Origin of the sequence: Xanthomonas sp. WHRI 8932A (assembly GCF_035012785.1) — a bacterium.
In the GTDB taxonomy this organism is placed as follows: Bacteria; Pseudomonadota; Gammaproteobacteria; order Xanthomonadales; family Xanthomonadaceae; genus Xanthomonas.
This window is the reverse complement of the sequence record NZ_JAYGQQ010000005.1, coordinates 186,753-211,415: the sequence shown is the minus strand read 5'-3', so window position 1 is coordinate 211,415 and position 24,663 is coordinate 186,753. Positions and strand designations below refer to the sequence as shown.

Below are 24,663 nucleotides of genomic sequence, written 5' to 3'. Positions count from 1 at the left end.
AGCTGGGGTTGGCTGAGTTGAGGTCGAGGTTTGCCAGCAAAGACAAGCACGGATTGCTAGACGGCCACGCAACACCGCCGTCGAACGCCGGCCCCGACGCCCACTGATCTGACAGCGTGAAGACATTGCATTGGTAGGAGCGCCCCTAGGCGCGATGGGCCTCGCCGGTAAATCCCCATCGCGCCCAGGTGCGCTCCTACGACTAGAGCCCCACCCACCTACAGCACGACACCGCTACCTTTGGATACCGCTGCCTTCGTAGGAGCGTGCCTGCGCGCGATGGGCCTTCTCGATAAAACCCTATCGCGCCCAGGGCGTTTCTGCGAAACGCTTGTGCACCGATCAACCGCGCACCGTCCGGCCTGACGCCTTTTCCAACCACGTAACTGATCGCCGGCCACGAGGCCGACGCATGTGACAGCGCGCCACTGCTGCGCTTGGATACCGTTGCCTTGTAGGAGCGCCCTTGGGCGCGATGGGCCTCGCCGGTAAATCCCCATCGCGCCCAGGTGCGCTCCTACGACCAGAGCCCTACCCACCTACAGCACGACACCGCTGCCTTTGGATACCGCTGCCTTCGTAGGAGCGCCCCTGGGCGCGAGGGCCTTCTCCATAAAACCCAGCGCGCCCAGCGGCGCTCCTACGCACAGACAACCGCAGCACAACGCATCAGCCACCAGGCATCCAAGGCACCGATTTCCGCCCCACTGCCCGCGATGGACCTTCGCAAGCGGAGCAGCACGGCGCGCCCACTGCCCCCCAGCCTTCAGCACTGCCCGGCTACAATCGGCTGCATGCGCATCCTCCTGCAACACGATTCCGGCGGCAACGAGCCGCTCCGCTACGTCCAGCTGACCCTGCAACCGGACCTGTTCGGTGGTTGGGAACTACTGCGCGAGAGCGGCCAGATCGGTGGGCGCACGCAACTGCGACGCGACCAGTACCTGCTGCAGGACGAGGCCGACCGGGCATTCGAAAAGGCCCGCGACACCCAACTCAAACGCGGTTTCCAACTCATCACCGGCGGCGCCGACGCGCCGCGCTGAGGACACATCTCCCATGCTCAAGAACGATCGCCTGCTGCGCGCCCTCAACCGTCAGCCCGTGGACCGCACCCCCGTGTGGTTGATGCGCCAAGCCGGCCGCTACTTACCGGAATACCGCGCCACCCGCGCGCGCGCCGGCAGCTTCCTGGGCATGGCCAAGAACCCGGACATCGCCTGCGAAGTGACCTTGCAGCCGCTGCAGCGGTTTCCGCTGGACGCGGCGATCCTGTTCTCCGACATCCTGACCATCCCCGATGCGATGGGCCTGGAGCTGTACTTTGTCGAAGGCGAAGGCCCCAAGTTCCGTCACCCGGTGCGCGATGCCGCCGCCATCCATCGCCTGGGTGTGCCGGACATGGAAACCGAGCTGCGCTACGTGATGGACGCGGTGCGCCTGATCCGCCGCGAACTGGATGGCGCGGTACCGCTGATCGGCTTTTCCGGCAGCCCGTGGACGCTGGCCTGCTACATGATCGAAGGCGGCGGCAGCAAGGAATACGCGCGCATCAAGGCAATGGCCTTCAATGCCCCGGACGTGCTGCACCACCTGCTCAGCACGGTGACCGATGCGGTGATTGCGTACCTGTCTGCACAACGTGCGGCCGGTGCGCAGGCGCTGCAGGTGTTCGACACCTGGGGTGGCGTGCTGTCGCCGGCGATGTACCGCGAATTTTCGCTGCCCTACCTCACCCGCATCGCGCGCGAACTCGAACGCGGCGACGGCGCCGAGCGCACTCCGCTGGTGCTGTTCGGCAAGGGCAACGGCGCCTACGTGGCCGACCTGGCCGCCAGCGGTGCCGAAGCGGTGGGTGTGGACTGGACCATCTCGCTGGCCGACGCCGCCCAGCGCGCCGGCGGCCGCGTCGCCCTGCAAGGCAACCTGGACCCGGCCACCCTGTACGGCTCGCCCGAGGCGATCCGCAGCGAAGTCGGCAAGACCCTGGACAGCTACGCCCAAGGCAACGGCGGCTCGCGCGAGGGCCACGTGTTCAACCTCGGTCACGGCATGTCGCCTGACATGAATCCGGATCACGTCGGCGTGCTGGTGGAAGCGGTGCAGAGCCTGAGCAAGCGCTGATGCGCTACGTGATCGACAGCGCGATGTTCGCTGTCGATCACGACTCGGTTGTGCGCAAGCACCTGGTCCGAGCGGCGACTGATGGCGCTTACCAGCACACGCACCTTGCTGGACAGAAAAGCCGAAAATCCCGTGATTTACCAAGCCACAAACTGAGACAGAGCGTGATCACCGCTCTTTGCGCCGACGGCGAGACACGCATGCTGCGCGCAGCAGTCGCCAACTACCGCAGTGCGCTCCCGTCCATCTCCTACAGCCAACTGGTGGCAGCGATCTGTGCTCGCGCACGCCGTCTGCGTTGATGTCATCAACACGACGTAGCGCATCGCGCGCCGCGAGAGACGCATGCTAGGCACAGCAGTCGTAGCCTCCCGCAGTGCGCTCCCGTCCATCTCTTACAGCCAACTGGTGGCAGCGCTCTGTACCCGCACACGCCATCTGCGTTGACGTCATCAACGCGACGCATCGCATCGCGCACCGCGAGACACGCTTGCTACGCACAGCAATCGCCACCTACTGCAGTGCGCTCCCGTCCATCTCCTATAGCCAACTGGTGGCAGCCTGTGCCCGCACATGCCATCTGCGTTGACGTCATCAACGCGACGCAGCGCACCGCGTAAGACCGCGCCACCCAGGCCAACGCCGCGTATAGCGCGCACCGCAGCGCTGAACCGCTATCTGCAATCGTCCCCGCACACCGGGCCGATTACAGGCTCATGCGCTTGCGCCTGGCAACGCCTACCGACCCACACCCTGGGCATCAGTGGCGTCGCACCGCCCACATTCGATGCGTCGATGTCCCACCCTCGAATCATGGCGTGGTGCTCAGGCAGCGCGCTCGTCAGCAGACTCAGCCGCAGCTATCGATCGATACGCATCTGATCGTCCGGCACACATCGCAAACGCGATCGCGCGCACAACCTGTGGCGCTTGGCACACGCAGCGCCATCAAGCGGAAAAACATTCAAAGATCACCGCGATTGCCAACTGCGGCGCTCCCGTCGGTTCTACAGGGATTTAGTGCAAACCGCATCGCGGTTTACCGCTGAACGCGCTGCAAGATTCGATAAAACCGGAATTAAGTCGGATACAACGCTAAAGCAGAACAGCATTCACGTCGTTAACCCCGGTATTGCCATCGTTAACCCCAATTTCTTCGATCGATGGCGCTCTATCGTGGCGACACGGTGATGCGGTGGAACTGCACATTCTCTCGACAGGCCAACCACCTGGCAAACCTCGACACCGTCGCGCTTTTCAAGCATTCCAACCGTCGTCACATTCCAAGGAGAGACACATGGCATTTCCAACCGCCGTCAACGACCAGATCACCGACTCCGTCACACAAGCCAACACCAAGGTGCTGGGCGATGCCCCCGCCATCGCCATGGGCAATCTGTATCAGGCCACCGCACAAGCGTTGGCAAACGCCGCGCACAACGCGACCAACGCGCAGCAGCAAAGCTACGTCACGGCGCAGTCGGCCACCACGATGGGGGTCGCCACGCTCTACTCCATCGATACCGCCACCACCGGGATGGCGACCAAGCAGATCCTGAGCACTGGCGTGAAGGGCCTGGGCTGAGTTAATCGCATTGATCTCTGGCACATAAGGAGCACGAAATGGCATTTCCGACCGCAGTCAATAACCAGATCACCGATTCCGTTACCCAGGTCAATACCAAGGTCCTGGGCGACGCGCCCGCAATCGCCATGGGCAATCTCTATCAGGCAACGGCGCAAGCGCTGGCCAATGCCGCCCATAACGCGACCAATGCGCAGCAGCAGAGCTATGTCACCGCGCAGTCGGCCACCACGATGGGTGTGGCGACGCTGTACTCCATCGACACCGCCACCACCGGTGTGACCACCAAGCAGATCCTGAGCGTTTAATCGCCAGGCTGACGCCAAGGACATCCGCGCATGGCATTTCCCACCGCCGTCAACGACCAGATTACCGACTCGGTCACCCAGGCCAACCTGCAGGTACTGGGAAGTTCCCCTGCCGCAGCCATGGGCAATCTGTACCAGGCCACCGCGCAGGCGCTGGCAAACGCAGCCCACAACGCAACGCTCGCGCAACAGCAGATGTACATCACCGCACAAGCAGCCACCACGATGGGCGTTTCGCTGTTGTATTCGCTCGATACCGGCGCCACGGGTGCCGCCACCAAGAAGATGCTCGGCTAACCGCTAACGCCGCGACGTCTTCATTTTTCCACTACCTCAAGGAGCTATCACCATGGCCTTTCCGACTGCCGTCAACAGCCAGATCACCGATTCGGTTTCCCAGGTCAACACCAAGGTCCTCGGCGATGCGCCGGCGATCGCAATGGGCAATCTGTTCGTCGCCACCAGCCAGGCGCTGTCCAACGCCGCCCACAACGCCACCAACAACCAGCAGCAGTCCTACGTGACGATGCAGGCATCGACGACCCAGGGTGTGTCCACCCTGTATGCGATCGACACCGCGTCCGATGGCGTCGCCACCCGGGAAATCCTGAGCGCCGGGCTTCGGTAAGCGGCAACCGGGCGCCGCTGCTGCCGCAAGAGCGACGCCCGGTCTGCACTGCCATTGCCGCTGTGACCTACCCCCTGGACGCATCGAGAAAGGACGCATCATGTTGCAACTACATCATGTCCCCACGTCCAACACCCTGGACGTGGTTGTGAGACTGATCAGAGGCCGCACCATCGTGGCGACGTTCGCGCCGCACCAGAAAGCGGTGATGAACGTCGAGTTCGACGGCATCCTGCCGATGATTCCCGGCGTTGAGCCCTTGGTGTACCGCCAGCAGTCCGACAGCGTGATCGACGTACCGTACGGCAATTTCGCACTCCTCGAACGCGTACACAACGGCGTGGCCTTGCAGTACGCGTGCAAACACGAGCCACAGACCACCGTCCTGTTCGCGGCATCGGCCAGCGTTGCCCAGCGCAGGCCGTTGTTGGCCTAGCACGCAAACGCCAGCGCACGGTCATGCAGCCCAGCGCACGTGCCGCAAGCGTGGCCAGCCTGGTCGGCACTGCCGCCACGGGCGCGGCGCTGACCATCGGGCAGGCCCCGGCTTTTGCAATGGGCGCGACGTATCTGGCGCTAGCGGACTCGATCGCACTGGCAATGGAAAACGCCGTCGCCAACCAGCAACGCGGACAGGTGCTTGCCGATGCCGCCCTCACCCAGATTCTTGCCTTAATCATCCAGAAGGGAGCGACTTCGTCATGATCGACGACAGTACCGTGAACAGCCAGATCGTCGACGCCGTCAGCAGCATCGTGACGCTGACCACCGGTCAGGCACCTGCGCAGGCGCTCGGCATGCTCGATGCCGTGATGCTGGAGACGCTAGGCATGGCGATGCACAACGCGGTCAACCGACAGCAGGGCGCCGGCATGATCAATGCCGCAGCGATCACCGCGGCCTGCGCCAAGATGATTTCGGCACCGTTCCCGGTTCCAGCGCCGTTGCCACCCGCACCACCCGGCCCTGCACCGACAGTCGCGCCCCTGCCTGGGCCGCCGCCGATGCCGCCTCCACCGGCAGCGCTGATCGCCGCCGCCGCTGCAGAAGCCAAGGTGGCCGTCGATGTGCTGAAAACGCAGGCGCAGGGAGCGTCGGCAAACGCGGCGACCGCAACCGCCGACCTCATGCAAGTGCATGCGCTAAGCGTGCCGCCCCCTCTGCCCACCAGTCCTCCCGCCCCCGGCGCCGGCTCAGATCATGCTGCCACTTCTGATGCTTCTGCTGCTGCACCCGCAACTGCAGTTGTTGTCACTCCCGCAGCTGTTCGTGCATCTGCACCTATTGCTCCTGTTGCACCTTCATCTACATCTAGCTCTGCACCTGCACCTGCGCCACCTCCTCAGTCGTAGACCGTCTACGGACATGGCGTGTTGCCCCCCTATCACCAGGCCTCATTGAAAGGCGGCCGATCCTTCCATGGGAACCAAGATGGAACCGACAAAGGTCAATGCGCAGGTCATCGACGTCATCAACCAGGTGCAGCTTGCGACCATGAGCCCGCAGGTCGTACTGACAAGCGGAGCCGGCAAAGCCTATCAATCGGTGGCGCAATCGACTGCCATCGCAGTACAGGACGCCACCGATGCGCTGCGCAATGTCTCGACCATCGCGACTACCGCGGTCGGCGTGGCGATGGCGCAGTACCTGGCTACCGGCGACGACAAATATGTTGTCGCGCTCGTCCAGGCGCAGGCACTGATGCAGGGCGCCACCGACGACTTCGCCAGGATCGGCTCGGCGGCAGGCCTGGTGCTGAAGAATTTCCCCGCTGGTTGAATCCACAAGGAGTCATGCAATGTCCGTTTCTGTCGCAGGCCGCCTGATCTCGATGCCAAGAATGTTGTCGTCACTGGGCAGGCAGGCCATGGCCTTTATTGATGGAGGCACGCAATGGCTGGACTGGGCGATCCAATCGCCCGGCGCGCGCTATGACTTCCCCGACGAGACCAGCTTGCTCGACGAGGTGCAGCAAGGTCTGCATGGCTCGCGCCTGACCTTGCTCCCGCAGCTGGCGCTGAAGGTCAGCCCGGTCAAGCTGATGACCTTGAGTTCGGCCGACCTGGGCACGCTCGCACAGGCAGAATCCGGCGATACCGGGTCGGTGGTCAAAGCGCAGCTGCAGCGCATTTTTCACGACAACGCCTTGTTTACCGCAAGCGACCTAGCCGCAGGCCGTAGTCTTCTGACGCAGTTGAAGGTCGAGGGCGCCGGAGTGTTCCAGTCGCTGGACCTGCAGGAAAGCCTGGCGCTGCGCCAACTGGCCGCCGAAGCGCCGCCAGCCAACGTGACGCCTGCGCTGCAACAGGAGGCCGCCGCATTCGCCATCGAGCAGGCGCGCACACCGCTGGAATTTTGCGATTACTACCGCTTCTATCTGGCCTGCACCGCCACGCTCGCCACTGAGGACGAGCGCGCGCTTGCGGCATCCTCGGCACTGCAGACACTGCTGCCGCTGCTGTTCGCTGCCCTGGATTGCCCACAAGTGCAGGGGCTGCCCTCGCCCAACGAGGTCGCAATGAGTGTTGCCGAATGGCTGGCGCGCGGTCGCCAGATCGGTTTCGCGCGGTTATCGCTGGCCGCCCAGCAGATCGTCCAACACACCAGCTACCAAGGCGAAGGCGACAACCAGGCAGCGAGCGATGCAATCCGCCTCTATCTGCAGTCCGCACAGGCATTCCTGGCGGCCAACCGGCCCAGCCATGGCGTGCTGGGCCAGGATGGCAACAGCTGCGTGTTCGCCATGCAGAACGACACTCTGGCTGCGTTGCTACAGGTCAACAACGGCATCATCTCGCTCCGCGATTTCGGGGCGGCGCCGGCGAGTGCGGGTGCGAGTATGAGTGCGAGCGTGCCCCAGGATGCAGAGGAGCCGGAGTGAACGCACCAACGTCGCTTCCCGCGGCAACAGACCAGGCACCGCCGACGATCAGCGCCGCCGACGCAGTCCGCAACGCGGTGCACGCAGGACGCGCCGCGGCCCTGGCGGCCGCACGCCAGGGTATGACGCAGGCCGAACACGCACTGGGCGAGATGCTGCGCACATCTGCAGCGCAGCGCCCGCCCGATACTGCATCGCTGCCGGCACCGATACAGCACCCGCGAAGCGATGCCATTGCCCCGCTCCAACCCGCTTCCACTTCAGGAGACACCGACATGTCCGACGACACCCTTCCGACCCCAGCAGCCACGACCGCTGCAGCGCCAACCGCAAGTACTGCGCAACCGCCTGAGCCATCGGCAATCGATGCCGCGTTGCAGGCCGCACAAGCTCAGGTCGAACAGGCAATAGCCGCCAGCGACAGGGCCGTACAGGCGGCGATGCAGGCCGCAACCGCCGCCGTCACCGACAACGAGCAGGCGGTTTATGCATCCCGTCAGGCATTGCAGCAGGCCGATGAAGCCGCAACCGCTGCCGTTGCCGCCGCGCAGCAGCAGGCCGAGCAGGCGATGGCGGCGACGTCGCCGGCCACTCCGAACGCCGGCGACGGAACAGCCAGCTGACGGAGCGATGCGTTTCGGCGCTGCGGTGACGCCCGTTCTTGCGGTGAACCAACCGGTCTCTTAGGGAACCGGTCGCCCGATTCCCTGCCGCAACGTCACTCCAGCGGCGCAGCCAATTCGTTCCGGCCATCTCGCCCTGGTCCAGCCAACGCCGATCCCAAGGACTTCTGACATGCCGTTCTACACAGGCTTCGACATCGATCAATTCCCCGGATCGCCCGCCCTCGACTGGCTCAAGACCCAGACCGACCTGGCATGGTGCGGCTACTACCTGGCACCGGCGCCAAGCCATGCCAATAAGGGCTGGATGGGCCAACGCGCTGCGCTGACCGCGCAAGGCTGGGGCCTTGCGCCCGTCTACCTCGGTCAGCAAACGACCGGCCCAGGCTCGCGCGACGTCACCGCCCGGCAGGGCAGCATCGATGGAACACAAGCCGCAGCGCTGGCACGCGCCGAAGGTTTCCCCGACGGCGCGGTGGTCTATCTCGACTGGGAAGATGGCGGCAGCCCGTCCCAGGCGGCCATCGACTACATCCGTATGTGGATCGCCGCGCTGGTAGGCAATGGATATTCGCCAGGCCTGTATTGCTCGCACGCGCGCGCAGTGGAATTGCTGTCGCGGATCGGCCCCGGCCCATCCCCACGCGTCTGGGCCTGGCGCGTCTCCACCGCGGGCCGCCATCCCTACGCCGGCGACATTCAGCATATCCAGGCCGCCGACCCGGCCGGCTGCGGCTATTCCCAGGCCATGCTCTGGCAATACGAGCAGAATGCGGCGCTATCGCTTCCTGGTACGCCGTGCGACGGCCTTGAACTGGACCTCAGCTATTCAAGCATGGCCGATCCAAGCGCGTAGTGATTCCGCATGGGTCCTGCGTCAAGGAGAAGTCGAATGCACGAAAGTCAGCAACACCATGAAAAGCATCGCGCCGCCAGCCGGGTACTCACCACCTCGATCAACGACGCCAAGCAATACCCCAATGTTCGCTGCGCGGTTATTCAAATCCTGACGCAACTGGACAAGCGCATCAGCGGCCTCAACCAGACCGAGATCGACTGCATCGTGACCAGGCAAACTCCGCACCGGGATCGATGCCTCGTGCGCATCCATCTCACAGGACGCAATGCACTCAATGCCTGCCTGAGCGAGGATGCCGATCCGCTACGGAGCGGCACTTCCGCATGGGAGATGCAAATTCTCGTTAACCCATGGCTTCCGGCAAGAGCTCAACAAAACTGCTACAGACGCGCGAAAAGGATCGTTTCCGACGAACTGGCTGCGGCTCGCATACAGATTGCGCTCGGCCTGCATCGAGACACTCAGATGAGGTCAAAAATCGCTCCTGCAGAGACGCCGAACCAGCCTCTTAGTGTCCGAACAATCGATCTTCTTGAGCTCAGAAGCGGAACTGTTCAAGCGGCAAACCTCATTTGCGAAGAGCTGAAACACACACAAAATCCGTATGGACTGAACTCACTTGATCTGGAACGACACGCACAACGCTTGACACCCAAAGACGTCAGCAAGCAACGGCACGACCGATATGGAAAGGGCGATGCTGGGCCCGCCGCAAGTAACGGACCTACGACGACACCCACACCCAGCATTCTGACCAGCAAACGGGGAGATTTCAGTAAAGCGTATCGCCTCGCATACACCTGGCATTTCGAGCAAAGCCCAGCAGGAGCGAACACCAGCCATTCTCGCAGGAACAACCACAGCATCGAGGAAAAACACAAAACGTACAAGGATGATACCGGCAGTCACCATGTACTGATGAAGCTTGTCGGCATAACCATCCTGAGGCCCGACACGATCGGCGCCATCATGGCCTGGTCCGACCTTGAACCTTATCGACCGATGAGCAGGGATCCGGAGCTGGGAAAACTGGCGCTCCCAAGCCTGGATTACCACTTCCGCAAAACCATGATCGCGCTGTGCAAGGTTGCCGACAACAGTTCCCGCGAAAAACAAGCGCTGAGCGAGTACGAGAGGCGCTTTATCAGGTTATACGACTCGGCCACATCGTTTGACCAGGCAAACGGGGAGAGCGATACGGCACAGGTAGACCGGCAGGACACCTACCGCACTTGTTTCATAACGACGCTCAGCACCATCGCCGGGAAAACATTGAAGGAGGAAAACCCGACCAGACTGATGAAAGACTTGATGACATCAGTCGAGTTACGGAGTCTCTCCCTTGATCCCCAACGCAGCCCCGCCGATCAAGCGTTTAATGCCGACATGGCAACATCGCACCGCATTATGCGCGCACGCAGTGCCCTAAAAGCGATAGTCCACCAAATTCATCGCACTGCATTCCCTGAGCTACCCCCTCTCTCAGCGGCGTTCAGCGACGACCTTGCGTTGATCGAATTGCTCAAGAGACATCCCTACATTGATGTTGAACAATTTCCATTCCTTGGAATGGACATGGCCGCTGTCGTTCGCATCCCTTACGAGAAACAGATAACGCTGAAATCCGCCGAATTGTCTCGCTCTCTAGACGATTTTCCACTAATACGAATGCACCGACATAGCACTCCGCGAGCGGGCAGTATCAGTCATGAAACGACGATCGCCTTATGTAACGAAAACACGATACTGACCCTGATCACCCTTACCAGCGCAACTTCATATGAAGCACCGTTCCACCCTCTCGGAGAAGATCTCAAAAAATGCCGCGCGTCACTGCTGGATATACAAGCGCAACGCAAGGCGGCTATCGCATTGACTGCAGACTACGTACTACGAAGACAATCGGGGCGACAATACGAGCTGATTCAACACGCGCTTTCCGAGCACTCGCGACTTTATTGAGCGTGTAATCACATCCATATGTAAACCCTAGCCACCGACTCTTTCGGTGAGCGAACCATTCTAATAATCCAGCATTAGCCGGCATTCAGCCACTGCCTATTTACTGGCAAGGCATGGCCCGCTGTATCAGCGACGGGGTTCCATCCTGGTCGCTCGACCTGGCACGAGACACGCCAACGGGCATGTTCCGTTTCGTTATAAAGGAGATGTAAGATGACAGTGCTACTCAACTCGATGTCAGGACAAGACAACTCCGTCGGTATTGTGGGCATGTCGCGCCATCAGGGGTGGTGGAACCATTCGCCAAACATGCGCTACGAGGTCAATCCCGACCGAGGGCTAATCACCTGGACCGAGCAGAATCTAGGAATCGGATCCTCAAGATTATCGCGCTCCCCACTGCTGGAGCAGTTTACCGGACATACGGCCGTCATTTCCCGTGTCGGTGGGCAAGTCCAACTCGCGAGGGGGCTTGTGCCAAACGTGACAGGCTATCCCTGGGCGTTCTTCGGCGAAGGCGGTGGCGGCCATTGGCAGGACGACATCGCCATGCTGAGCGACCCTACCTGCATCAGCTTCGAGATACCGGTGACGGCGGAAGATGCCGAGAATTTCCCACAATGGTTCGATGTGGCGTCGTCGCAAATTAACGTTTATGCATTGAGAAGCGGAGATGGATTCAACAGTTTCAACTGTGTCCTCGCGTCTCTTACGATCCTCATCAACTACCTCCTCGACTCAACAAACGACTACTCCAGCTATGTTTCTCAGCTGACAAAAGTCGAGGACTCACTACAGGGCCACCTGATGCAAAACATGATGGACGGATTTCAGTAGCCTGTCAGAGCCACTCGCTTTTCCTGGAATGGGAACCTGTCTGTTTGTGAAAAATCAAATCGACCCACATCATCGATTTCACCTACTTACCTCCAGAGTATCGCTCCCCTGGGGAATTCAAGAATACCGACCTCATCGCGCCACGACGCGATATTGCGCCCTGCAGTCATCCTGACCCGAAGGGACGCAGGCCTTATCAACCAGCAAACCTGGAGGCGATCATAATGTCTGTTTTTACCGTATTTTTCAGCGGAACCGGCTCCAACAGTGAAGACTACAACAATGCGAACTATTTGAATGGAGAGCTCATTTCCACACTGGCACGCAACCATCAGGGAATCGAGTTTGACGACTGGATCATCGCAGACGGCCCGGGCAGCGGAAATCACCAGGAAGACCACAAGTGGACCCGCCCAGGATATTATCTAAATTCTAGAGGGAATTTATTCGGTACAGGATGGGAGGAGAACGTCAAACATGCGATTGCGGTGATCAAGAAAGATCCCACCTACATGCGCACCAAGATGACGGATACGGAAAAAAACATTCTGCGTAACGAAATGGCCAAGGCCAGGTTGGCAGGGTATGACATGCCCATCGACTTCGGTGGGGTGTTTCGCAAGCCAGACCGGAAGATCACGCCACAGGCCTTGCAGCATGAGCGGGCGCGGATTCTGCAGCAGCCACTGCCTACTTGCGTGAACCTGATTGGCTGGAGCCGCGGCGCCGTCACATGCCACATGATGGCAAACGCAATGCGCGCAGACGCGGAACTTGGCGATATCCCCGTCAACATCTTTGCAGTGGACCCTGTGCCGGGCACCGGCAATTTCCAGGCCAGCAGGACTACCTTGGGCGCCAACGTCCTTAATTATTTTGCGGTGTACGCGCGAGATGAGAGATCCAAAGGATTTGCCCCGATCATTCCGGATGTGCAGAGGAACAACACGTTGCTGTCACTACCGGGCAAGCACGCCACCCTGGCGGGAAACGCGTTCGCGAATGGGGGCGACAGGGGTGCACAGAGCTTCTCAGCACCAGGAAGGATCGTGCGGCATTTGGCGGAAGAATTCTTGAAGAGCAATGGGACCCAGCTCGATGCATGCCTGAACCTGAACGTTCTGGAGTTGCTTGGTCTATATGACGAAATCCTCAGGGATAACGAAGGCTATGTTGCGATGCGCAGTCACACCTACACCGTTGCCGAACATGCCTGGAGAAGTACGGACAGAAATGTGGGAGTGGGCTCCGGCTACTGGGGTGTGGGGCTGGGCTCATTGCCGATGTTGCGGCAGCCCCCGGTCTTCGTGAACTGGCATCACCGTGACCTGTACATCAAGCAGTTTGGGAATGCTATCGAAGAAGCCGAACTGCTGATTGCAACGGCATTGGCCCAAAACCCGCTTCCTGTCACCACGGCCCTCCTCTACCAGGCATACGACTCCGTACTGGGTCACCAGAGGGACCCAGTCTGAGCAGGCCGCATTTGCGGCTAGTCAATCCCACCTGCTCTATCAGCGTTGCGGAATTCGCGCGGACTCAGGCCAACAAGCCTCCGGAAGCTCTTCTCGAAATGGCTCAGGTCGCCGAAACCGACCTTCAGCGCCACTTCGGTGATGCGCAGCTTGCGTTGCTGATGCAGCAGTTGCCTGGCCTTCTCAATACGGAGCTGCTGCAGCAGCGGCTTGAACGTGGTGCCCAGCTCCTCGCGGAACAGAAAGCCCAGATGTGACTGGCTGACGTGCGCCTGTCGCGCCAGATCGCCCAGGGTCAGCGGCTCGGCGTAATGCGCGCCGAGATAGACCAGAGCTCGCCGCAGGGCGTCATGCAAGGTGGCGAGGCGTTGACCTGGACGGTGCGGAAGACCGTCGATCCAATCGACAGGCGCTGCCGGTAGCGTGGGCGCGAGCGGACCATCGTGCGGCTGCGATGGCACTGAGCCCGCGACACGCTGTTGTCCTTGCAGCAGGCTTGCGGCCAGGCGAGGTGCATGTTGCTGGAGATCGGCGAGCTGAATCGGCCTGCCTGCGGTCATGACCGCCAGGCGCAGCACCACCCGCTCCAGTTCCAGCAGGTTTTCGGGCCATGGATACTGCGTCAGGGCATCCATCAGTGTGTCAGTCACCCATTGCCGGGAATCGAAGCCGTGCCGTTCCAGCACGTGCTCGAGATGAAACGCGATGTCCGGCAACCGCTCACACAACGCGGCAAGCTCGATCGACAGCACATCGAGTTGCGACAACAGCGAACGCGAGAATTGCCCCGAGCGCACGCGCTGCGACAGATCGGCAGTGGTGGAGGCGATCACCCGGGTGAAAACATCGGCACCCGAGGCGGACCAGCGGCCGTGCCGCCCCCGAAGACACCGCGACAACTGACGCTGCAGCGCTGCGTCCAGCTCATCCACCCCTTGCAAGTACAGCGTTCCGCCGGCCGCGCGCTCGAACCAGGCCGACGGGTCGCCATCCGCTTCGTCGCAATCCACCGCGACAAACGGCCCATCCCGCCAGGGCCCCGTTGCATGCAGCAAGACGGCCACTTCCTCTTTCTCGGTGCCGAACCCACCACGCACGATGGCCGGCAAGCGACTGCCTGCGGCACGCTCGACGAACGCATCGATCATCCAGACCTGTTCGCACACGCCTGCCACAAACAACGACCGATCGAATCGATCTTCCGCCCAGGCCCGCGCGGCATCACGCTTGATCAGATAGGCACAACAGGTGGCGATTCGCTGGCACAACGTCATCGCCTGCGTGGTCATACCGCCCTGGGCCGGCGTCACTCTCAGTGTGCCAAGAACGTGATGGGCATGCTGGACAGGAAAATCATGGGTGATCGTCGTCTGCTCGTTCGCCAGATCCGGAGCAGGCGCATCGCTGCCCTCCACCCCGAAAAACGCGCATGTCGCGTCGTTCAAGAGTTCGCTCTGCGCCAGTTCCGCGGCGATCTTTCCGAGCATTGTTGCCTGGGGATCGCCCGGAAGATAGGCGCGCCGCAATACATCGAAGACCTGCTTTTTCATTGATAGTCCGACCCGATACTGGCGCGCTCAGAAGGCGGCCATACCCAAGTCGCGCCATCCCTGACCAGACCGTCGGCAACGCTCCAAGAAACGACTCGGCTTTTCGCGACAATCCAATGCTCCCCGCGTGTCCCGCTCGATCGATCCATCGCACTGTGGGATGAACCTCGCTTGCGTTGGCTGGACCCGTTGGAGGCACCAAGTAGTCGCCAGCGAATCAGACGCTTGTTGCAAAGCCATATTGGGCATTAACACGCTGCTTAGTGCCTGTCCCGACCATTCGTGGCATGTGGCTGCCCCTATCGTCCATTGGGTGAGGCTCGTCTCATTCGTTGCCGGCATGGCGATGGCGTGCTGCGAAGATCTCCAGCAACCACCCGTGCAAACGAGCCCGCATTGCGCCGAGCAAGCGAGCGACGTTAGCGGATGCGCTGATGCCAAGACACTGCGATGCAGTCCTCGCATGCAAGGCATCGGAAGCAGTGACGCAGCGCCGGGGTGGCAAGGCGTTCGCTGCCACGCAGTGCCGGGGTACATGAATCGACCGCGCGCCCTGCAAGCAGCTCGGCAACACCTCGGGCGACCCTTCACTGCAGTCCGCAGGACATGCACGTTCTGATCAGATGCGCACACCGTTGCGACTTTCTGCACAACGGCGCTGAGAGAATGCGCTGTCCTTCCGATGGCGATCCCCATGTCCCAGCCCGCCCCCATCCTGCGTGGCTACGCCACCATCAAGCCGCTGTTGTGGCTGGTATCGCTGGCAATCTTCATGCAGATGCTGGATGCGACCATCGTCAATACGGCATTGCCGTCGATGGCGCGCAGCCTGCACGAGAGTCCGCTACAGATGCAGTCGGTGGTTTTCAGCTACGCGCTGGCGGTGGCGATGTTCATCCCGGCATCGGGCTGGATCGCGGATCGCATCGGGACACGGCGTACCTTTCTGGCCGCAATCATCGTGTTCACGCTGGGCTCGTTGCTGTGCGCGGCAGCGCAGCAGCTGCCGCAGCTGGTGGGCGCGCGCATCGTGCAAGGCATCGGCGGTGCGATGTTGTTGCCGGTGGGCCGGCTGGCGGTGCTCAAGACGGTGGAGCGCGAGGACTTCCTGCGCGCCATGAGTTTTATCGCCATTCCCGCGCTGATCGGCCCGCTGATCGGCCCGACCTTGGGCGGTTGGCTGGTGGAAGTGGCGTCCTGGCACTGGGTGTTTTTGATCAACCTGCCGATCGGCATCATCGGCTTTATCGCCGCACTGAAGATCATGCCGGACCACTACGGCGATGCACGCAGGCGCTTCGATCTGGCCGGCTATCTGATGCTCGCGGTCGGCATGGTGGCGCTATCGCTGGCGCTGGATGGCATTTCCGAACTCGGGCTGCGGCATGCGTTTGTGATGTTGCTGGCAATCGGTGGGCTGGCGGCATTGGCCGGCTATTGGCTGCATGCCGGCAATACCGGCAACGCACTGTTTCCGTTGGCGCTGTTCAAGGTAGCGAGTTATCGCATCGGCATTCTGGGTAACCTGTTCGCGCGGGTCGGCAGTGGCTCGATGCCGTTCTTGATTCCGTTGCTGCTGCAGGTGGGCCTGGAGATGAGCCCGATGAATGCCGGGCTGATGATGGTGCCGGTGGCGCTGGCCGGCATGGCCGCAAAACGCGCAGCGGTAAAGCTGGTCGGACGCTTCGGCTACCGCAACACCTTGATGATCAATACCGTGCTGGTGGGCCTGGCGATGGCCAGCTTCGCACTGATCGATGTGGGCCAACCGCTATGGTTGCGGCTGCTGCAGCTAGCCTGCTTCGGCGGCGTCAATTCGCTGCAATTTACCGTCATGAATACCGTGACCTTGCGCGACCTGGATCGCGATCAGGCCAGCCCGGGCAATAGCCTGTTGTCGATGGTGATGATGCTGGCCACCGGCTTCGGCGCGGCGGCCGCCGGCAGCCTGCTGGCCGCCTTCAACACTCATCTGGGCGATACGCACGGCGCCACTGCGGCACTGCATGCCACCTTCCTGTGCGTGGGCGGCATTACGCTGACGTCGACGCTGATCTTCTGGCAGCTGGCCGACACACGGCCGCATCCCAAGGACGTGGAAGCGGTGGCCGAGTAATCGGCGCAACGGCTTGGCGCGGACGCGTTGAAACGCGGGGCGTGCGGGCCGCGCATGGCACAGGTGCCGCCAATGATGCGGCGGTTTTTTTTAGATGTCTTCGCGCGGACGGACCCGTCGCAATGCATCGGCAATGGTGTCGGCCAGCATGTCGCCGGTCAGCGGCTTGCGCAGGAAACTGTCGAAGCCTGCTTCCTTGGCGGTTGGTTCGGCGGCTTCATCGGAACGTGCGGTCACCGCAATCAGCGGCATCTCGTAACCGAAAACGCGCAATTGCCGCGCGAGTGCGAACCCGTCCAGGCCGGGCAGATCCAGATCCAGCAGCGCCAGGTCGAACGTGTTGTCGGCGGCCTCGGTCAATGCGGCCAGGCCGTGCGGCGCATGCACCATTGAATGCCCCTGCGAGCGCAGCAGGCCGATGATGACCTCGGCGATGGTCGGGTCGTCTTCTACCAGCAGGATGCGCTGCGGCGCGATCACCGCGCTGGCACGCGTCACCTCACCGCTGAGCGCAGCGTTGGAGGTGACCCAACGCAGCGGCAGGTCCACGACAAATCGCGTCCCGGAGCCAAGCCGGCTGATCACCTCGATATGCCCGCCCATCGCCAGGGCAAGCTCCTGGCAGATCGCAAGACCCAGACCGCTACCGCCGTAGCGCGAGGTGGTCTTGGCGCCATCGCCCTGCTCGAACCGCTGGAACAACCGCGCTTTCTGGTCGGCATTGATGCCCGGGCCGGTATCGGCGACTTCGAACCGCAGGCCCTGATACGACCCCAGCGTGGTCAACTTCAAACCGACCACCCCGCGCTCGGTGAACTTGATCGCGTTGCTGAGCAGATTGAGCAGAATCTGCCGAATCCGGGTAGGGTCGCCGCTGGCGGTGATGTCCCCGAGCAGGCCCACTTCCAGGCTGAAACGCAGGCCACGCTCCTGTGCGAGCGGCGCCATCAACGCTTCGACCTCGGCAATCAACTGACGCAACGAGAACGGCTGCTGATCCAGCTCAAGGCGCCCGGATTCGATGCGCGCCAGGTCCAGCGCATCGTTGACCAACCGCAACAGGTGCGCACCGGCACGACGGATGGATTCGGTGTAGCTGCGTTGCCGGTGATCCAGTTGCGTCTTGAGCAGCAGCTCGCTCATGCCCATCACACCGGTCATCGGCGTACGCACTTCATGCCCCAGCGTGGCCAGAAAGCGGGTCTTGGCCAGCGATGCCTGCTCGGCCAACTCCTGCTTGTGCACCGCCAACTGCCAGGCATTCAACCGGCGCAATCGCCGGCGATACAACAGCACCGCTGCCACCACCACGCACACCGCCAAGGTGACCAGCAGCAGCAGCCCCCACGGGCTACGCCACCACGGCGGCAGGACCTGAAACTTCAATGTCTGGGTCGCCGACCAGATGCCATCGGCGGTACGCCCCTGCACGTCCAGGGTGTAGTCCCCCGACGGCAGCCGCGAGAACAGACGTTCACCGCTGGGACCGACGTCGATCCAGTCCGGGTCGTAGCCGCTCAGACGGAAGCGGTAGCTGGACGACTCCGGGTGGGTAAAGGTGGGCATACGCGCCACGATGTGCAGGTCGCGGTCGTCGTCCTGCATCCTCAACGGCTCTTGCCCGGTGACATCCAGCCCACGTTCGCCACGCCGCAGGCCAACCCGCTCGATCAGCAGGGGCGGCCTGCGGGTGTTGGGGCGCATGGCAGTGGGATCGAACACCACCACGCCGTCGGGAGAACCTGCAACGATCTGCCCGCCCGTCGCCTGCACCAGGGTGTTGGGCTGCAATTGCGGGCTTGGAAGCCCGTCGTGTACCCCATACACCCGCACCAGCTTGCTGCCGGGATCGATACGGATCAAGCCGCGCTGACTCGACACCCAGGCCACACCTTTGGCATCGACCACCAAGCCGTTCGGCGCCACCATCGGGAATTCCTGATCTTTCCCCACCGTGTCCAGATGCTTGAGCTGCCGACCATCCCAGAGGTAGCGCTGTATCTGCCCCGTCAATCCGATCCAGACGATGTTGCCTTCTGCGAGACGAAAGACCTGCGTTGGCAGCGTTGGCGCGCCGCGCACCGGCACAAAACGGTCGGCAGCCGGATCCCAGCGCCGCAACCCGGCATTGTTGGCAAGCCAGATCTGTCCATCCGGACCCGCGCGGATGTCGAGAATGGTCAACGCCTCCAGCCCATGACTGCCTTCGACGATGGTCCGAAGCAATTGCCCTTCCTCGCTTCTGATCTGCAGCCCCTGCTGCACAACGGTGACCCACAGTCGCCCCTGCGCATCCTCGGCCATCCGGCCTGCCCGCTCCAGGGATGCATCGGCATCGACATTGCTGCCCAACTGCCAGCGTTTGACCTGGCGCGAGCGCGGGTCATACCGCACCAATTCGTCGTGGACCCCAATCCAGACGTAGCCGGCCCGGCTTTCGAGCATGTAGTCCGCGGCAACGTACTTGCCGATCTTGGGCCGCTCTTGCCGCAGGTTCCCGGTTGCCGGGTCGAGGTATTCCAGCACGCCTTTCGTGCCCGTCAACCAGATGCCGCCAGAGGCCGCCGACGTCGTTGCCGTGATGGACGGATTGGCCGGCGACTGCAGAGCGTTGCTATGGTGAGACAGCACGGCAAACATGTCCCAGTGGGGAGGCAGGTGCCACAGCCCTCCTTCGAGCGCCGCAAACCACAGTCCACCTTCGCGGTCTTCGTAGGCGGACATCCAGTTCCGCTCGACCAGGCCGTGTGCCGAAAAGCTGTAGATCGGCACGTTACGAATGTTTTGCCCTGTAACCGCCAAGCCGATGCCACGATTGGCGTCCAGCCAGTACCGCCCACTGCGATCGTGCAGCAGCACGCCCAGGATGCGTTGTTTGCGCGAGATGTCACGCCATGGCTGGGGACGGACCTGACCGTTGGCCTTCACCCCGAAAAAATCGCCGGTAACATCCGACACCCACAGTGTGTCGCCGCTACGCTCCAGGTACAGCCGGTTGACGGCCTGGGAGTTTCCGGGAAGCGCCACACGTTCGAGCCGCGTGCCGTTCCAGCGTGCGACCCCGCCAGGAGTGCCAATCCACAACGTTCCATCTGGCGCCACCTCGAACCCCATGACGCTGTCAGCCGGCAGGCTCGTGTCATCGCCCGGCACATAGGAGAAGCGTTGCACGCTGCCATCGGGTCGCCGCCGATACAGACCATGGGTTGCGGTGCCCAGCCAGATGTCGCCGTTCGGGGTCTGCGCCAATGCCCACACCGTGATTTCGCGCAACTCCGGAAACTGCGGGCTCTCAAACGGCTTGAAGATGCGCGTCTTGTTCTCCAGGAAACCGGCACCGCCGTTCTCGAAGCCCATCCACACCCGATTGTCGGCGCTGACGCAGACCGTCCAGACCGCATTGCTGGGCAGCCCTTCTTCCATGCGCCAGATGCGGAAGTTGCGCCCGTCGAATCGGGCCAGACCATCATCGCTGGCAAGCCAGAGATAGCCCTGTTTGTCTTCGGCGAGTTCGCTGATGGTCTCCGACGGCAGCCCATCCGCAAGCGTGATCTGGGTAGGCACCGGAGTCACCGGTGCGCGTACTGCCAATGCGGTTGGCACACCGATGCACAAGCCAAGCGGCAGCAAGACCGATAACCGATAGAGAAAAGACAAAAAAAGGCGCACTGGATACGTTTCACGACAAGTCGCCGCATAGTGCGGGCCGCGCGGTACGCGGGCAAGCCCAAGCGGCCTCAAGCAGCCGCTCCAGCAGCGCCGGCAGCGCCAGCAATTCGATCGCGACGCCGCGGCTAGCGGCACAGGGTGTCGAGCCCACGCAGGATGGGCACCATGGTCATTTGGCCAGATTGCAGCATCGCCAGCGGCACCTGGACCGCAAGGCCATGGGCTCAAGCTTCGGCCAACTGTCGTTGCCCGGCAGATCACAAGGCTTGCGCGGCCGGGTTGGCATACCCGTGGCGCGCACTGTCAGGCAGCGTCGATGTGCGGCCCACTGCCCGCATGCCCATCCCGATGCGGGCCACCTCCAGTGCTTCAGTGCCATCTCCGTCATGGCACTGAAGCAGGCCGTGCGCGGTGAGCGCTGTCCGCCAGCTCAGCCTGGCATAGACATGGACTGATCGCGCGCGCGCGCCGTTGCGCATGCCGCCGCAATCGCCTCGATCAACATGTCCGCCGTCACCGGTTTGCGCAGGAATCCGTCGAAGCCGGCGATCTGTGCCTGGCGTTCGGCATCGCCATCGGCGCGTGCGGTGACCGCCAGCAACGGGAAGCCGTGACCGAGCCGGCGCAGTTGCGAGGCCAGCGCAAAGCCGTCCAGGCCTGGCAGATCCAGGTCCAGCAACGCGACATCGAAGCCGCCATCGACCGCTTCGGACAATGCCGCCAGACCGTGTGCGGCATGCACCACGCGATGGCCGCGCCCGATCAACAGCCCGCTGATCACTTCGGCCACGGTGGGGTCGTCTTCCACCAGCAGGATGCGCAGCGGCGCGCCGGCCAGCGTGCGTGTTTCGCCCGCAGCACTACGCGGGGCCGACCGATCGATCGGCAACGGCAAATCCACAGTGAACTGGGTCCCGACGCCGAGTCGGCTGCGGACGCGGATCTGACCCTTCATCGCCACCGTGAGCTCCTGGCAGATCGCCAGCCCCAACCCACTGCCGCCATAGCGCGAACTGGTACGCGCGCCCTCCCCCTGTTCGAAGCGTTGAAACAGATGCTTCTGTTGCTCGGGCCCGATGCCGGGGCCGGAATCGCGCACCTTGAAGCGCAGGCAGTCGCCATGCCGGCTGACGGAGAGCCCCACTTCACCGCGCTCGGCGAACTTGATCGCATTGCCGAGCAGGTTGATCAGGATCTGCCGCACGCGCGTGGCGTCGCCCATCACCGACAGATTGGCGGGCAGCTGATTGCGGTAATGAAACCGCAGCCTGCGCGCCTCGACGATGGGCTGCATGAAGTCGGCCAGGTCCTGGGTCAGCTGCGATGGATCGAACGGCTGCTGCACCAATTCCAGTTTGCCCGCTTCGATCCGTGCCAGATCCAGCGCATCGTTGACCAGCCGTAGCAGATGCGCGCCGGCCTTGCGGATCGCATCGACATGGCTGCGCTGTTTCGCATCCAGCGGCGTGGCCAGCAACAGCTCGCTCATGCCCAGCACACCGGTCATCGGCGTACGCACCTCATGCCCCAGCGTGGCCAGAAAGTGCGATTTGGCGATCGAGGCCTGCTCGGCAAGTTGCTGGCGCTGCTGCGCCAGCACCCACTCCTGCTGGCGCCGCACGCGTCGCCGCCAGCCCCACACGCCCATGCAAACCAGCAGCACGCCCAGCAGCACCGCAACCAATTGCGCTGGCGTACTCAGCCACCACGGCGGACGCACCTGCAGGTGCAGGGACGGTGCGGCGATCCAGTCGCCGTCGCCGGAACGCGCCTGCACGTCGATGCGGTAGTCGCCGGGCGGCAGCCGCGACATCACGCGCTCGCCGGTAGCGCCCTGCTCCACCCACCCCGCGTCGTAGCCCTCCACACGGTAGCGATAGCGCGCCGAGGCAGGATCGACGAACGACAACAACCGCGCGCTGATGCGCAGATCGCGATCGCGTGCCTGCAGCACGATCGTCTCTTTGTGCGGCAGTGCCTGCGGACGCTCGGCATCGTTGCGGCGGACCTGCACCGATTCGATCACCAGCCGCGCCACCGGTGCCGGCGCGAATGGCTGCGCAGGGTCGAACAACACGATGCCGCTGGTGGTCAATGCCAACACCTGCCCGCTGGGGCCGGTCACCGGTGGGCGCATCGAGAATTCGCTGTCCGGCAGGCCGTCGCGCTGCCCGAACATGCGCACCTGCGGTTGCCCGCGCCGGTAGGCGTACAGGCCGCGCGAGGTGGTCGCCCATACGGTGTCGGTGCCGCCCAGCGCCAGGCCGCGGATCTCGGTGGAGGGCATGCCCTGCGCGTGGCCCACCCGCTCCAGCAGATGTGCCTGCCGGCCATCCCAGCGGTAGCGCTCGATCGCCCCAGGCCGCCCGGCCCAGAACTCGCGCGGCGACACGAACGCCAACGCATAGACTTCAGACGCAGCGCCGGCGCCGCCGATCACCTTGCGAAAGCGCTCGCCCTGCCAGACCCACAGCCCGTCACCGGCGGCCACCCATGCCGAGCCATCCGGACGCACGAGCAGTTGTTGCACCATGTCACCCACTTCGCTGAGGTCGGTACCGAAGCGAAAGGTGGCCAGCAGGCGGCCATCGGCCGCACGCCGCTGCACGCCGCCTTCGACGATCGACAACCAGAACTCACCATCGATGCCCGGCGTCATCAGCTCCACGCGATGCGCGTCGGAGGTGTCGATCTGCATTGCCAGTGGGTGTTTTTCTCCGGTCTTGGGCTGATAGCGGGTCACGCCGTTCTGCAGCGCCACCCACAGGCTGCCGTCGCCGGCCGGCAGCACCGACTGCACGCTGCCGCCGCCCAGCACATCGCTATGCAGCACAGGGACGATCTCGCCTTGATCGCCGACGCGATACACCCCTTCGCCGGTTGTCACCAGGAAGCTGTCGCCGTCAGCGGCCGCGTTCATCAGGTACAGACTTTCCAGCGGCTTGCCCTGCGCCTGCAGGATCGTGGAGAAACGCCGCCAGTCCGGCGGCAGATAGGCCAACCCCTGCGAAATCAGCCCCAACCACAGACCGCCCTGACGGTCCTGCATCACATCGAGTACGCCGCTGTGGGCGGTGAGAAAGCCGCTGCCCCGATCGCCCTCCATGACGCGTAGCGTGGTTTCGCCCGGGGCAATGCGAAAAAACCCATCGGCTGCACCCACCCAGTAACCGCCATGCACGTCGTGCACCACGCTGCCGGCACGCACGCTGGAAGCTCCTTCCCAGGGTGCGGGTTCGAACACGCCGGCCGGTGTCACCCGGTACAGGCCTTTGCCGCTTCCCACCCACAGCGTGCCGTCCGGATCCTTGCTGAGCTTGAAGACAGTCGCGCTCAGGCGGTCGGGTGCGACGCGTACGAAGCGCTCGCCGTCGCGCATCACCAACCCGCCCGCGGTACCGATCCACAAGCTGCCGCGCGCATCGGTGAGCATGCTCAAGATGGTGTCGCTGGGCAGCCCGTCCGTTGCGTCAGGCGTGGCACGGAAGACCGTGATGCGGCCATTTTCCTCACGGCGGCACAGGCCACCGCCGCTGCTGCCGATCCACAGCGCACCCTGTGCCTGCGCCAGCGCCCAGACCTGCCCGACACAGGCTTGCGCAACGTCCGGAAAGGTCGTGAATACCGCACGGTCCGCATCCAGCATGCTGAGTGGCGAGTCGTTGACGCCCAACCACACCCGGTCGCGATCGTCGACCAGCAGCGTTTCCACCTCGTTGCCGGGAATCGAGCGGGCATTGTGCGGGTCGTGCTGCCACACCTCCAGGCCGACACCGTCATGACGCGCCAGGCCGTCGCTGGTCGCCGCCCAGACATAGCCCTGCCGATCCTGCGCCATTGCCAGCACCATGCGCGAAGGCAGACCTTCGGCCGGCCCGAACCGGCGCATCCGCGGCGTCTCGATTTGATTGACTGCCACCGCATCCATGCCAAACAGCAGCAGCATGGATGCCAGCAAACACCGCACTAGCGTCTTCATGGTCGTCCTTGTCGCGGCCACTTGCGCGATCGCGCGCACTCCCCGGCCGGACTGCACTTTACCCGCT

General features: G+C 62.9%; 21 protein-coding genes. 18 read left to right on the top strand and 3 right to left on the bottom strand.

From position 1 onward, the window contains the following. The first annotated feature begins 794 nt into the window (after nt 1-794). From VC212_RS09945 to VC212_RS09865, 17 genes are all read left to right on the top strand, one after another. Nucleotides 795-1,046: a WGR domain-containing protein gene (locus tag VC212_RS09945; RefSeq protein WP_039414382.1), complete on the top strand. Its 252-nt coding sequence runs from the start codon at nt 795-797 to the stop codon at nt 1,044-1,046. Nucleotides 1,047-1,059: 13 nt separating this feature from the next. Further along, nucleotides 1,060-2,124, top strand: coding sequence for a uroporphyrinogen decarboxylase (hemE, locus tag VC212_RS09940; protein ID WP_055849442.1), 1,065 nt, complete (start codon nt 1,060-1,062; stop codon nt 2,122-2,124). Then, nucleotides 2,124-2,426, top strand: a complete 303-nt coding sequence (locus VC212_RS09935; protein WP_323515381.1) for a hypothetical protein — start codon at nt 2,124-2,126, stop codon at nt 2,424-2,426. Before hemE ends, VC212_RS09935 begins: the two co-directional genes overlap by 1 nt. 995 nt (nt 2,427-3,421) lie before the next feature. After that, nucleotides 3,422-3,709 carry a RebB family R body protein gene (locus VC212_RS09930; RefSeq protein WP_055849437.1) on the top strand — a complete coding sequence of 96 codons (288 nt, stop codon included), beginning with the start codon at nt 3,422-3,424 and terminating at the stop codon, nt 3,707-3,709. Between the two features lie 38 nt (nt 3,710-3,747). Then, nucleotides 3,748-4,017, top strand: coding sequence for a RebB family R body protein (locus tag VC212_RS09925; protein ID WP_115528595.1), 270 nt, complete (start codon nt 3,748-3,750; stop codon nt 4,015-4,017). A gap of 30 nt (nt 4,018-4,047) precedes the next feature. Further along, nucleotides 4,048-4,314, top strand: a complete 267-nt coding sequence (locus VC212_RS09920; RefSeq protein ID WP_055849430.1) for a RebB family R body protein — start codon at nt 4,048-4,050, stop codon at nt 4,312-4,314. Nucleotides 4,315-4,366: 52 nt separating this feature from the next. Beyond that, nucleotides 4,367-4,645, top strand: a complete 279-nt coding sequence (locus VC212_RS09915) for a RebB family R body protein (protein ID WP_104614476.1) — start codon at nt 4,367-4,369, stop codon at nt 4,643-4,645. A gap of 148 nt (nt 4,646-4,793) precedes the next feature. Continuing rightward, on the top strand, nt 4,794-5,081 hold the full coding sequence (locus tag VC212_RS09910) for a hypothetical protein (protein ID WP_323515382.1): 288 nt from the start codon (nt 4,794-4,796) through the stop codon (nt 5,079-5,081). A gap of 50 nt (nt 5,082-5,131) precedes the next feature. Beyond that, on the top strand, nt 5,132-5,350 hold the full coding sequence (locus tag VC212_RS09905) for a RebB family R body protein (protein ID WP_228324248.1): 219 nt from the start codon (nt 5,132-5,134) through the stop codon (nt 5,348-5,350). After that, on the top strand, nt 5,347-5,997 hold the full coding sequence (locus VC212_RS09900) for a RebB family R body protein (RefSeq protein WP_082473490.1): 651 nt from the start codon (nt 5,347-5,349) through the stop codon (nt 5,995-5,997). The genes VC212_RS09905 and VC212_RS09900 overlap by 4 nt, the downstream gene beginning before the upstream one ends. A gap of 79 nt (nt 5,998-6,076) precedes the next feature. Beyond that, nucleotides 6,077-6,424, top strand: coding sequence for a hypothetical protein (locus tag VC212_RS09895; protein ID WP_055850379.1), 348 nt, complete (start codon nt 6,077-6,079; stop codon nt 6,422-6,424). A gap of 19 nt (nt 6,425-6,443) precedes the next feature. After that, a complete protein-coding gene (locus VC212_RS09890) occupies nt 6,444-7,526 on the top strand; it encodes a hypothetical protein (RefSeq protein WP_323515383.1) in 1,083 nt (360 codons plus the stop codon). Between the two features lie 275 nt (nt 7,527-7,801). Further along, nucleotides 7,802-8,149, top strand: a complete 348-nt coding sequence (locus VC212_RS09885) for a hypothetical protein (RefSeq protein WP_323515384.1) — start codon at nt 7,802-7,804, stop codon at nt 8,147-8,149. Between the two features lie 172 nt (nt 8,150-8,321). After that, on the top strand, nt 8,322-9,005 hold the full coding sequence (locus tag VC212_RS09880; protein WP_323515385.1) for a glycoside hydrolase domain-containing protein: 684 nt from the start codon (nt 8,322-8,324) through the stop codon (nt 9,003-9,005). Nucleotides 9,006-9,041: 36 nt separating this feature from the next. After that, nucleotides 9,042-10,970: a hypothetical protein gene (locus VC212_RS09875; protein WP_323515386.1), complete on the top strand. Its 1,929-nt coding sequence runs from the start codon at nt 9,042-9,044 to the stop codon at nt 10,968-10,970. A 213-nt stretch (nt 10,971-11,183) separates the two neighbouring features. After that, a complete protein-coding gene (locus VC212_RS09870) occupies nt 11,184-11,807 on the top strand; it encodes a hypothetical protein (RefSeq protein WP_323515387.1) in 624 nt (207 codons plus the stop codon). Nucleotides 11,808-12,031: 224 nt separating this feature from the next. Further along, nucleotides 12,032-13,282 carry a hypothetical protein gene (locus VC212_RS09865; protein ID WP_323515388.1) on the top strand — a complete coding sequence of 417 codons (1,251 nt, stop codon included), beginning with the start codon at nt 12,032-12,034 and terminating at the stop codon, nt 13,280-13,282. A gap of 17 nt (nt 13,283-13,299) precedes the next feature. On the opposite strand, the gene VC212_RS09860 is transcribed toward VC212_RS09865, so the two are convergent. Continuing rightward, nucleotides 13,300-14,832, bottom strand: coding sequence for a helix-turn-helix domain-containing protein (locus tag VC212_RS09860; RefSeq protein ID WP_323515389.1), 1,533 nt, complete (start codon nt 14,830-14,832; stop codon nt 13,300-13,302). Nucleotides 14,833-15,526: 694 nt separating this feature from the next. Between VC212_RS09860 and mdtD the strand changes: the two genes are divergently transcribed. After that, a complete protein-coding gene (mdtD, locus tag VC212_RS09855; protein WP_323515390.1) occupies nt 15,527-16,948 on the top strand; it encodes a multidrug transporter subunit MdtD in 1,422 nt (473 codons plus the stop codon). Nucleotides 16,949-17,038: 90 nt separating this feature from the next. On the opposite strand, the gene VC212_RS09850 is transcribed toward mdtD, so the two are convergent. Next, nucleotides 17,039-20,578 (bottom strand): ATP-binding protein, encoded by a 3,540-nt coding sequence (locus VC212_RS09850; RefSeq protein ID WP_323515391.1) that lies wholly within the window; start codon nt 20,576-20,578, stop codon nt 17,039-17,041. Between the two features lie 469 nt (nt 20,579-21,047). Beyond that, the gene (locus VC212_RS09845) at nt 21,048-24,596 is read right to left on the bottom strand and encodes an ATP-binding protein (RefSeq protein ID WP_323515393.1); all 3,549 of its coding nucleotides are present in this window, start codon (nt 24,594-24,596) and stop codon (nt 21,048-21,050) included. Nucleotides 24,597-24,663: the final 67 nt, after the last annotated feature.